The following is a 10,731-nucleotide window of genomic DNA, read 5'->3' as shown; positions in this document are numbered from 1 at the left end:
GTGGGAGCCTTAAACGGCGCCCAGTCTTTGGCACTCTCGTGCCCGTGGAGGAGCCGTCCACAGCATCAAAAGCGGACGTCGATCCAATGCAAACGGCAGGTCGGCTGCGGGGCCAGGAGCGGACTCCGAAAGAGCTGAACAGTCTCAGGAGTCTCTGTTGATTGGGGACTGATAAGCTTTTCGTTAGCTCAACAGTAAATCACACCCTCCGTTTGCGGCAACCCAGCCCGATCGCCGTGGTCGACCGTACCGACAATGGCACTATCGTACGCGCGAGCCGCGCACTCATAACGGTCTGGTTGCAGGTTCGAGTTCTGGCGGGCCCACCAGCGGATCAGGGCTTAGGCGGGCTTGATTTCGCCGTCCGTTGGATTACCGCACCAGAAACACCTCACCTCGGTGTTCGTCACTATATTTCAGCAGCTAGCGCTCGCGCCAGGCGCGCATCAACTGGTCGGAGAGCGGCTTGACGAGGTACGACATCACCGTGCGCTGACCGGTCTGGATGAAGGCTTCGACCGGCATGCCGGCGATCAGCCTCAGGTCGCCCAGGCGTGCGATCTGCGCCTCGGGAACGGCGATGCGGGCCACGTAGAAGCTCGTCGTGCTCTTCTGGTCGATTGCGACGTCGGCGGACACGTTGCTCACTTCGCCGTCGAGTTCGGGAGTGGTGCGCTGGTTGAAGGCCGTGAAGCGCAACAGCACCGGCTGGCCGACCGACAGACGATCGATCTCATGCGGGGGAATCCGCACCTCGACGACGAGCGCGTCGTTGGAGGGGATGATGAGCATGATCTGCTCGCCGGCGCTGATGACGCCGCCGATGGTGTGCAGCGCCAGTTGATGCACTGTGCCGTCCTGTGGCGCGCGAATATCGATGCGCTTGAGCTGATCCTCGGCGGCTACCCGTTTCTCGACCAATTCCGAGGTCCTGGCGCGAATCTCGGCGAGATCCTTTCCTACCTCGGTGCGCAGATCCTGATCGATCTGCATCATTTGCAGCATGATCTCGGTGATCCGGCCCCTGGCTTCGGCGATGGCGGCGACCAAAGCGCCGCGTTCGCCATGCAGGCGCACCGCATCGCGCTCAAGCGTTGTCAGGCGCGTGATCTGGACCAGATTCTTTCGCCACAGATCGCGCACGCCCAGAAGCTCCTGGTCGATGAAGGTGGTTTCGCGGTCTTTCGCCTGGATCTGCTCTTCGAGCCCGCGGATTTGCTCCCGAAGCTGGCCGACGCGCTCGTTGAGCTGCGCCTTCTTGCCGGCACGGGCGGTACGGCGCAAATCGAACAGCTTGCGCTCGCCGACGATCAACCGATTGACGTCCGGATCGGCGGCACGCCCAATGAGGTCCGCGGGAAAGTCGAACCAGTCCTGATCGTCGCGCTCCGCCTCGAGCCGTGCCCGGCGCGCCGCCTGTTCGTCGAGACTCTTTACAACGATCTGCAGATTGGCCCGCGTCACCGTCTCGTCGAGGCGCACGATCACGTCACCGGCCTTCACCCGGGCGCCCTCACGGACGTTGAGTTCGCCGACCACGCCGCCGGTGGGGTGCTGCACTTTCTTGGTGTAGCTGTCGACCACCAATGTGCCGGAGCCAATGACGGCTCCGGCCAATTCCGTGGTCGCCGCCCAACCGCCGACGCCGCCGGCGAGAACGATGACCCCCACGAGGCCAGCGCGCAGGTGCTGGCGGATGGTGTGCGGAACCTCGTTCATCGGCTCACGGCTCAAGGGCTCGCTCCTTCGGTTACGATCTTGAGCGGCACTGCCGGCCGCGGCTGCGTCATCTTGGCCAGCAGCGCGTCCTTGGGTCCGAACGCCTGCACGCGCCCCTCGGCCATCACGATCAATTGGTCTACGGCAGCGAGCGCGCTGGTGCGATGCGCGACGACGATGACAATGCCGCCTCGCGCGCGCACGCCGTGAATGGCCTGCGTCAGGGCCTGGTCGCCCTCGGCGTCGAGATTGGAGTTGGGCTCGTCGAGCACGACCAGGAAGGGGGCGCGGTAGAGCGCACGGGCGAGCGCGATGCGCTGCCGCTGCCCGGCAGAGAGCGCCGCGCCGCCTTCACCGATCGGCGTGTCGTAGCCTTTCGGCAATCGCAGCACCATCTCGTGCACACTGGCGGCGCGCGAGGCAGCGATCATCGCCTCCATGTCGGGAACCGGTTCGAAACGGTTGATATTCTCCGCCACCGTGCCGGCGAACAGCTCGACGTCCTGTGGCAGATAGCCGATGTGGCGGCCGAGCGCCTCAGAGCTCCATTGTTCCAGCGCGGCGCCGTCCAGCCGTATCTTGCCGCGTGCAGACACCCACACGCCGACGACGGCGCGCACCAGCGACGACTTGCCCGATGCGCTCGGGCCGACGATGCCAAGCCCCTGTCCTGGGTTCAACGCAAAGGAGGCTTCCAGGACCACGGCGGTCTGTTCGCCCGGTGGCACCACGGAGACGGCCTCGACGGCGAGGGCTTTGCACGGCGGCGGCAACGGCGTCTTCTCCTCCTCGGCCGGGAGTTGCGCCCAGTACTGCTGCAGACGTTTCCAGCTCTGCCGGGCCGCGATCAGGCTCTTCCAGTGAGCTATCGCGAGTTCGACCGGAGCGAGCGCGCGCGAGGTGAGAATGGCGCCGGCGATGATGATTCCGGCCGTCGCCTCCTGGATGATGACGAGATAGCCGCCGACGGCCAGCACCGCCGATTGCAGCACCATGCGCAGCACCTTGGAAGCGGAGCCGAACCCGCCGGCGATATCGGCGGCGCGCCGCTGGGTGGCCATGTAGCTGTCATTGACGTTCGCCCAGCGGGTGGCAAGGCGGTCGCGCATGCCCATGGCCTGCAATACCTCGGCGTTCCGGCGGCTGGCCTCGGCGAGTGCGTTGCGTTGCGCGATCTGGCCGGTGACTTCCTTCGTGCGCGCACGCGTCAGGCGGTCGGTGAGAAGGGTCAGGAAAACGAGCATCAGCGAACCGATCGACGCCGTGAGCCCGAGCAGCGAATGAAACAGGAAGCAGATCGCGAGGTAAAACGGGATCCACGGCAGGTCGAACAGCGCGGTGGGGCCGAGCCCGGAGAGATAACTGCGCACCTGATCGAGGTCGCGCACCGGCTGCAGCCCGTCGCCGCTCGCGCGCGCCCGCAACGGCCAGCGCGCGACGATATCATAGGCGCGCGCCGAGAACGCACGGTCGAGCCACTCGCCGATGCGGACAAGGATGCGCCCGCGCAGAATGTCGAGGAACGCCTGGAACACATAGAGCGCCCCGACCAGCGCGGCGAGGCCGATCAAGGTGGGCACGCTGTGGCTCGGCACCACGCGGTCGTAGACTTCCAGCATGAAGAACGAGCCGGTCAGGTACAGCACGTTCAACATTGCGGTGATCAGGCCGAGCCCGACCAACACGCCGCGGCAGGCGTGAAGGGGCGAGGAATGCCGATTGGCGCGCGATGGCTGGTTCTCGCGCGCGGCCACCGCCGGCGCCCGCCGCCGCTTCCAGAGCAGCCAAATCAAAATCAGGGCCGCCGCGACGAACGGGCCGACACGTATGGTGAACCTCACCAGTTCCTCTGGATATCCGAGGACCTGGTCACACCACGCGGCAGCAGATCCGGGGAGATGGCCGCACCAAGTGGTGACGCTATCCGACATCGGATCTACTCCAAGCAACCGAGCACGGGCAGCGCCGGCGCCTGGCGCCCGACCAGGGACATCACCGCCGTAAAATCAGGTTCCTTGACGTTCATGCAACCGAGCCCGTCCGGTGTACGATGAGGGATGCCGGCTGCGTGCCAAAGAGGCGTACAGCCGGCGAGCATGCGATTCAGATCGTGATGACGCCGTTGTGGTTTCCGTCAATCCCGACGGAGAAAGTGCTGGAAGCCGTATCCCCATCGGCATCGGCGATCTGGACGGTGAAGTCGAGCTTCTCGTCGGGCGCTGGCTGCGACTGAATCAGGCTGAACCCGCCGATATCGAAAGTGTTGTTGTCGTTGCCGCTGACGCCATCATGGGCGCTGATGTTTTCGATCAGCACGCGGTCGTGGGTTCCGCTCGTTGTCCACTGCACCTTGTCGCCGGTGCTGAGGCCAGTGATGATCAAGTTGCCGTCGTTGTCGATCGTGGCGGCCGGCGTAAATGTCGTATTGCCCGCCTTGACGACGAAGTCGGTGATCGAGGCCGACGTGATGTTGACGTGCGTGTCGTTGGTGAGCCCGTCGACGAAATTCACCCCCGGTTCCGCGGCGGTGGTGAAGGCCGTGATCTTGACGGTGACGGGTCCGACGCCCGGGTTGGTCTGGTTGACGGTGAAGGACGCGCCGGTCGCATTGAAGACGTTCTGGAAGTCGATGTTGGCTTCAACATCGGCCTCGTTCTGGTCCAGATTCGGCACGAGGAAGTTCGTGTTCGTGCCCGTCACGTAGGTAATGTACGCGCCTTCAGTGGGGTAATTGGCGCTGTCATTGAGCTGGTTGCCGTTGACGCCGAACGAGGTGGTGCTGCCGGCCTGGCTGATATTGAGCACGTCCTTGGTGGTGATATTGCCGCCCTGGGACTGGTTCAGCGGGTTCTCCCCGACCACCACGATCTGGGTGGAGTTGGGATCGCCGAAGGTCATGAAGAGATTGCTGCCGGAGGGCGCTCCGGCGAAGCTGAAGCTGACCTCCGCAGGCGGGGGATTCTGGAGGACATCGAAGGTGTAGTTGCCGCCGGACAAGGTCAGCTTGAAGAAGTCGATGTCACCCGCGGTGTGTGTGCCGCTGCCATCAACGTCCTTGTAGTAGGTAGCGACAGTATTGCTGCTCGTGAGGTCCCGGAGCAGCGTTGTCTGCGAGACCGTGCCATCAAGTATCGTCAGGCTCGCGGGCGAGCTCGTGAGGCTGTACGTCGCCGGGTCATCCGCTCCGACCACTCCGTTGAGCGTCTTGGTTACGGTGGCGCCGGCAGCGAAGTCCACCTGCCCATCGGCAATGGGCCCGATGGTCGGCCCGTCGTCCTGGAACTGCACGGCATCGCCGATGCCGGTCGAGCTCGTCGCGGTGTCGCCGTCGCCGTCGGTCACCGTCACCACCGCCAGCAGCGCAGCGTCGGCGATGTTGATCGCCTCATCGTAGCTGGCACCGCTTGTTGGGTGTTTGAGCGAAGCGTACTGCGCCACGCTGACCACGCCGCTCGTGCTGTTGATCGCCACCGCAAACGCCGCCGCCCCGGCGGCACCCCCGATCCGGCCGACCACCAGGCTGCCTTCCTTGAACAGGAAGATGCTGGTGCCGGCCGTCGTGTCGAGGCCGGAATCCACCCCTGCGGAGGACACCGCCAGCGAGAACGCGATCGTCCCGCCCTCCTGGTCCGCGCCAAGCGAGCTTCCGGTCGAGCTCACGACAGGGGTCGCGTCCTGCGCATAACCGGTCGGGCTGAGGTCGTTGCTGACATTGCTGACGCCCACGAACAGCGTCCCGACTGCGGCGCCGGTGGTATCGTCGGCATCCGCCTGGACGCCCGCGGTCTCGTCGTGCGCGACCGTCGCCGCGCCTTGGACGATCGCTGCCGTCGGCCCGTCGTCCTGGAACTGCACGGCATCGCCGATGCCGGTCGAACTCGTCGCCGTGTCGCCGTCGCCGTCGGTGACCGTCACCACCGCCAGCAGGGCAGCGTCGGTGATCGACACCGAATCATCAGGGTTGGTGGTTCCCGGATGCTTAAGCGAGGCGTACTGCGCCACACTAACGACGCCGCTCGTGCTGTTGATCGCCACCGCAAACGCCGCCGCCCCGGCGGCACCGCCGATGCGGCCGACTACGAGGCTGCCCTCCTTGAACAGGAAGATGCTGGTTCCGGCCGTCGTGTCGAGGCCGGAATCCACCCCTGCGGAGGACACCGCCAGCGAGAACGCGGTCGTCCCGCCCACCGAGTCGGTACCGAACGAGCTTCCGGTCGAACTCACGACAGCCGTCGCATCCCGCGCGAAGCCGGCCGGGCTCAGGTCGGTGCTGACATTGCCGACGCCCGTGAACAGCGCCGCCACCGTGGCGTCGGTGGTATCGTCGGCGTCGCCCTGGGCACCCGCGGTCTCGTCGTGTGCCACTACCGGCGCGCCCTGCACGATCCCCGCCGTCGGCCCGTCATCCTCGAAGTGGACGGCCGTGCCGACCACGGCGCTCGCGGCGTTGGCGCTGACCAGACCGAACCCGCCGATATCGAAGGTGTTGTTGTCGTTACCCGAAACACCATCATTGGCGCTGATGTTTTCGATCAGGACGCGGTCATGGGTTCCGCTCGTCGTCCAATGCACCGTGTCGCCGCTGCTGAGGCCGGTGATGATCAGGTTGCCGTCGTTGTCGATCGTGGCTTGCGGAGTAAATTGCGTCTTGCCTGCCTTGACGACGAAGTCGGTGATCGAGAATGACGTGATACTGACGTGCGTGTCGTTGGTGAGTCCGTCGACGAAATTCACCCCCTGTTCCGCGGCGGTGTTGAAGGCCGTGATCTTGACGGTGACGGGGCCGACGCCAGGGTTGGTCTGATTGACGGTGAAGGACGCACCGGTCGCATTGAAGACGTTCTGGAAGTCGATGTTGGCTTCGACATCGGCCTCGTTCTGGTCCAGATTGGGCACGAGGAAGTTCGTGTTCGTGCCCGTGACATAGGTGATGTACGCACCTTCACCGGAGTTGATCTGGTTGCCGTTGACGCCGAACGAGGTGGTGCTGCCGGCCTGGCTGATATTGAGCACGTCCTTGGTCGTGATGTTGCCGCCTTGGGATTGATTGAGCGGGTCCTTGCCGATCACCACGATCTGGGTGGAGTTCGGATCGCCGAAGGTCATGAAGAGGTTGCTGCCGGACGGCGCTCCGGCAAAACCGAAATTGATCTGTTCGCTGACCGCGACCTTGAGATTGCTGCCGAGGTCAATCGAGTCATCGGCGTTGGTGCCGTCCGGATGCTCGAGCGCCTCGTACTGGATGCTCCAGAGCTTGCCGCCGGTCGCGGTCTCCTCGAGGTAGACCGCGAAGGCGATGACACCCGCGGCCGTCTTGCCGAGCACGATATTGTCGTTCGCGGTGTCAGTGAAAAGGAAGATCGCCTCGCCGTCGTTGGTGAAGAGACCGCTTGAGTCACCGTCGAGGGCGCCTCCATTCGCATCGGTGAAGGCGATGTTGCCGATCGCGCCCGTGACGCCGCTGATGGTAATGACGTTGCCGTTGCTGACCGCCTGGTTAATCACTGTGGCCGGAGCGCCCAGTGCCGTCAGCCGACTTGAAAACGCGGTCGGGAGGGCCGTGCTGGTATCGTCATTCTGCAGGCCGGAGGTTTCGTCGAGAGTAACGGTTGTACCGGTAAGAGTGACAGAAAGTGGCATGAGAGCTCTCCTCAAAAATAACCGTGATGGGTTTGCACTCCAGAAATTCCAAGCGCCGGCTCTTCGACGATCCACCGCGGTTGCCACGAGGAGCCGTCGGTTCTTTGAAGACGACAGGCCAAAGGAAATGGGGCGTAGCGAAGCTTGCGTCTATTTCGCGTTCGCCCTCTCTACCCTGCTTGAAAGGTCATTCGGGGAGAGAAGTACCGGCAAGAAAACAACCAGACAATTTTGCATGCCATTCTCCCTCAAACTGCTGCGAACGCAGGTGGAGAAGTGAACTAAACGTTGTCGCTAAAATCGCGACATCTATACTACCCAGCGGTTCTGCCCGGCTGATCAAACGTAAAATCAGCAATCGTTGACGCGTAGGCTTACGGACCAAATCGAGCCACGCCTACGAATGGAACCTTGTTAGTAGGTGAGTTTAAAGGCTTCGGGTAAATGGGTGAAGAAGTAGTACTCACTTCGGGGCGAGACGCATCGCCGCACGATCTGTTCTGACAGGACATTTGCGATGTTGCCGGAAAGGTATGCAGATGACACTGGATGCTGCCCACAGCATGCTGACAAGTCCGCGCGATGATCATGCAACTGATGTTTTGAAAGCAGGCTGCCAGAACATCAACTCTTGGCCCAAGGCGGGCCATCGCCTGCTCTGATCCGGAAACGGACTTCTCAAACACAAGAGCATCCGTAATCAACCCTCCTGGCACCGCACCAGTTTCGCACCAGAAACGATCTGAACAAACCATAGCGAACGCGATCGAAATCAAACGAAAACGCAGCACAATCACTGAAGCCGATCGATATCCCGTCGCTCATAACGGTCTGGTTGCAGGTTCGAGTCCTGCCGGGCCCACCATCCGACTATTGCGGCTCTGATTTTCTGGCGTATTTCTCCGTTTTGTCTCACTCTCAGGTTTTGATCCTTTCAGTGAGACAGTTTTCCGTTTTCGATGCTCATCGAGACGAGCGAAGGCGTTGTCGACCCTGGCACGCTTGTTCGCCTCCCGAATGTAGATTTCTGCAGTCTCAAATTTTGACCAACCGAACAGCGCACACAGCTCCGTTCCGCGAGCGCTACAGACGATCATTCCCCAAAGCGCACAGCTGATCTGCATGGCGTCCAGCATGTCACGTCCCCCTCATGGCGCCGGCTTTTTCATTCCGTGCAAGTTGCACCGACTTAGCAGCAGGCGACACTCACGTAAGAGGCACCGAGATACCTGGGCGATTCCGGATAACTACCGAGCGTAATACTGTCCTCCCAAATCGGAGGTAAGCCCATTGCACCGATCGCTTCAGCGCTGTTAGGGGCGCATGTTTAATCCCTGGACCGTGCGAAAGCCTTGAACGGTCCGGCGCCTCGGCCTCAGCTTCCACCCCGTAGAAGTTGGGGCCGATTTTTTCCGAATATCCCGCCAGCCCGAGCCGAGGCCACCGAAGAAATGGTGTATTCTCCGATCGAATGGTTCGAATTGCCGCATTGGCTAATCATGGCAGGGGCACTGCTCCTGCTCATTGGTTCAGGTGGTGTCCTGCTCAGCAAAAGGAAGCCGGACGAAGTTGCCCCACCTTCTGACGAGCCGATCGATCTGCCGGCTTTGCCGCTCCTTGACTTCAAATCAAACAAAGAGTCAGCCACGTTCGCGCTAGAATAGCGGTCACTCTGCAGAAGCAATTGGATAGCATCTTCCCGCCGGAATCGGAGCGCGCCGCCTGAGTAAATTGGCGCGCAAAAACCCGCCGGCTTTGGGAGCCGGCGGAGTTTGATTGAGATTGTTGGCGACCGGCGGGCACCGATCACTGGATTGGCTTAGCAGAGTCGCAGTCCAGCGCGGACCCCGCGCTTTGATTTTGAGACTAGTAAGCGCGGCTCACTAGTGCCTAACCCTTTGAAGCGCCTGCGCTCCATATGGGCTAGCCGACCCTCAGATTTTGAGCTGACGTTTTGCCCTTGTTGCTCATTTCCTCGTAGCTCACCCTCGCTCCCTCATTGAGCGTGCTCAGTCCCGCCTTTTCGACGGCCGAGATGTGCACGAAGACGTCCTTGCCACTGTTATCGGGCTGAATGAATCCATACCCTTCGTCGCGTTGAACCACTTCACAGTACCCGTTGCCACGCCCCAAAATTCCTTCGACCGGGATAGGCTAGAGCGCTCGAGGCTCCTAGGGCAAGGGAACGCAAATACCCAGCACCGGGGCGAGGTCGGAGCTGGGTCCAAGCGTACCAAAAAGATAGCTCGGGTGTGCGAGGCCCAAGCAGGAACAGCCTGAACTTCAGCTTCTAATTTATCGTTACGATTGAATACCTAACGGATCACGACGGGCAGTGGTTCGTGCGGATCGACAGATACTCCGGAACCGACAATTTGCGCGACGAGCCGACGTTCGGAGACGGGGCGTGCTGGGAACACCACCGAATAGATGAGTGCAGGTCCTTCAATCATGCCTGATCATCAGCCAGCCGCTCATGTCTGCAGTGGGTCTTGGGTGTGTGGAAACGGGTAACTCAGAGGCGGCCGTGGTCGACAATCGTTGCACGCCGCCAATGTTTTCGCGTCGGATCGTCTAAGTAGCCGGCCAAGGTGGTTATAGCGACGCGTGGCGTCGCCTTTGGACGCACTTCCCCGCCTTCAAGTGGCGCGGATGGCTGCAATCAGGCTCGGTTTGCCGACGATGTTCATCGCCCGTGTGAGGTTATAGGCGAGAACATGCAGCGCCATCTCAGCGGCTACATTCCCAAGGCGCTTCATCAGGAAGTGTGTCGCACCCATATCGACCGACGCTTTCCTCGATCTGGGCCATCCGCCTCGCCATCTTGGCATGCGTGAAGTTGCGGTCGCGGTTGTTCACCGCCTTGAACTTGCTGCCGTCGATTGCCACGCTTGGGGTCTGCAACAGGCCCATTTGCCGGCATAGGGCAACGAACTTAGCGCAAACCCTCCGGATCGCCGCGTCATTGTCCTTCCGGAAGTCGGCGATTGTCTTGTGATCGGGAGCCAGGCGGCCGATCAGCCACATCACCTCGATATCGCGGCAAGCCTCACGTTCCAGGCGGCGACTGGATTGCACCCGATTGAGATAACCGTAGATGTAAAGCTTCAGAAGGACCGCTGGATGATAGAAGGGCCGGCCCGTCTCCTTGGCGATCACACGCTCAAACCCCAATTCATGCAGCTCGAGCGCCTCGACGAACGCATCGATCACATGGACCGCGTTGTCCTCGCTTACCCAATCGCCCAGGCAGTCCGGCAAGAGCGTCAGCTGGGATCTGTCCGCGCCTTCAACGAAGCGTCCCATCCGTATCCCCCAAAATCAGGAAACGAAGGAATGGACTCGTGACTTTTCACACAGCCAGGGTCAGAA

At 61.9% G+C, this 10,731-nt stretch carries 4 protein-coding genes and 2 pseudogenes; all 6 read right to left on the bottom strand.

Going from position 1 to position 10,731, the window contains the following annotated elements; all coding sequences use genetic code 11:
• Positions 1-423 precede the first annotated feature (423 nt).
• Positions 424-1,734 carry an HlyD family type I secretion periplasmic adaptor subunit gene (locus QSV46_RS36800; RefSeq protein ID WP_314963391.1) on the bottom strand — a complete coding sequence of 437 codons (1,311 nt, stop codon included), beginning with the start codon at positions 1,732-1,734 and terminating at the stop codon, positions 424-426.
• Complete coding sequence (locus QSV46_RS36795; RefSeq protein ID WP_409997258.1) at positions 1,731-3,374, bottom strand: type I secretion system permease/ATPase; 1,644 nt, start codon at positions 3,372-3,374, stop codon at positions 1,731-1,733. Before QSV46_RS36795 ends, QSV46_RS36800 begins: the two co-directional genes overlap by 4 nt.
• A 448-nt stretch (positions 3,375-3,822) precedes the next feature.
• Entirely contained in the window at positions 3,823-7,359 is a 3,537-nt protein-coding gene (locus QSV46_RS36790; protein ID WP_314963389.1) for a DUF5801 repeats-in-toxin domain-containing protein, read from the bottom strand.
• 821 nt (positions 7,360-8,180) lie between these two features.
• Entirely contained in the window at positions 8,181-8,495 is a 315-nt protein-coding gene (locus QSV46_RS36785) for a hypothetical protein (protein ID WP_314963388.1), read from the bottom strand.
• 787 nt (positions 8,496-9,282) lie between these two features.
• A pseudogene (locus QSV46_RS36780) lies at positions 9,283-9,485 on the bottom strand (cold-shock protein).
• A gap of 652 nt (positions 9,486-10,137) precedes the next feature.
• Positions 10,138-10,665 (bottom strand): annotated as a pseudogene (locus tag QSV46_RS36775) (transposase); the annotation flags it as partial.
• Positions 10,666-10,731 lie beyond the last annotated feature (66 nt).

This window comes from Bradyrhizobium cosmicum (assembly GCF_032290525.1).
GTDB lineage: Bacteria > Pseudomonadota > Alphaproteobacteria > Rhizobiales > Xanthobacteraceae > Bradyrhizobium > Bradyrhizobium cosmicum_A.
The sequence above is the reverse complement of the archived record's forward strand: the minus strand, read 5'-3'. Positions and strand labels throughout refer to the sequence as shown.

Bases quoted from the DNA above. Each gene is read 5' to 3' on its own strand.
- QSV46_RS36795 (WP_409997258.1), bottom strand. From the start codon at position 3,374: ATGTTGAACGTGCTGTACCTGACCGGCTCGTTCTTCATGCTGGAAGTC.
- QSV46_RS36790 (WP_314963389.1), bottom strand. From the start codon at position 7,359: ATGCCACTTTCTGTCACTCTTACCGGTACAACCGTTACTCTCGACGAA.
- QSV46_RS36785 (WP_314963388.1), bottom strand. From the start codon at position 8,495: ATGCTGGACGCCATGCAGATCAGCTGTGCGCTTTGGGGAATGATCGTC.